This is a genomic window from Pseudomonas sp. (assembly GCF_037994325.1).
In the GTDB taxonomy this organism is placed as follows: domain Bacteria; phylum Pseudomonadota; class Gammaproteobacteria; order Pseudomonadales; family Pseudomonadaceae; genus Aquipseudomonas.
Window position 1 is genome coordinate 1 of the sequence record NZ_JBBNAH010000315.1, and the last position, 1,053, is coordinate 1,053.

At 58.2% G+C, this 1,053-nt stretch carries 1 pseudogene; it reads right to left on the bottom strand.

Annotation, left to right across the window (positions count from 1 at the left end):
- Window positions 1-1,053, bottom strand: a pseudogene (locus tag AAAB16_RS10725) (hypothetical protein); the annotation flags it as partial.

Genomic DNA, 1,053 nt, shown 5'->3' on the forward strand with positions numbered 1-1,053 from the left:
GCATTAAGGTGGGCGACCTGGGCCGGTACGGGGGGCACGCGAACCAAGCCGCCTTTGATCACTGTGACGTCGGGGCGCCGCTCTGGTAGAGACGGATCGGTATCGGCCGGCAAGGCCACATCACAAATGATCACGGGGCCATCTTGCAGATGCTCGGCAAAGATCAGGCTGCCCGCATGACTGCTGGCACCTAATACAAGATTGGCTTGGCCGATGGCAGCCGGGTCTGTAGATAGACGGATCGGACTGCTCTCGCCGAGCTCCTGCTGGAGGCCAACATGCAGCCGCCGTCCAAGCTGTTCATCCGCTACAGGGAGTTCGTGGAGCAACTGCTGGGCAGTGTGGGTGTCGGCTATTCGCGCAGCCAACGCATGGGTGCTGGCCAGGGCGTCAGCAGCAACGTGACCGCCATTGGCCAAATGATCGCTAAGCACGCGAAAAGCGCTGGTGTAGATTTTCTCCGCTAACGCCTCGAGCGCGCGCTCACGTCCTGGTCGGCCGATAAGGATAAGGCTGGCCACCTTCTCCGCCATAAGCTCGCTGTAAACCGCCCCAATATTGCCGTTGGCGCCGACAGCGGCGAAGCAGGCGCAAGACAGATCAATTCCAGTCTCGGCAACGCGCTTTAAGAGCGCCTGGTAACCCATACCTATAGTCAGCGCGTTGCCAGTGGTAACGCCTAGCGCATCGTGTTGCACTGCTTTGCAGTTCTGCATAAGGATTGAGGTAAAGCCACCGAAGCCGACGATCTGGCAGCCCTCGCCCACGGCCTTGTCGATAGCCGTATTAATCAGAGCGACCAGCATGTCGTTGTCCCGCTCTTGGACGTGCTTTTGAATCAAGGCGGACGTGATCGGCAGCCCGATAGACTGCAAACGGACCCTCTTACCGGTTTTTGAGTAAAACGTCTGGGCCCGCATGTAAAAAGGCTTGAGGTACTTGTAGCAGCGCTCTAGCAGTTCCTCGATTTGCGCCAGACTGAAGTGCTCACAACTGAGGTCGAAAGCGCGCATGTTGCTCGCATCGACAAAATGCATAAGGAAGCCGACACAG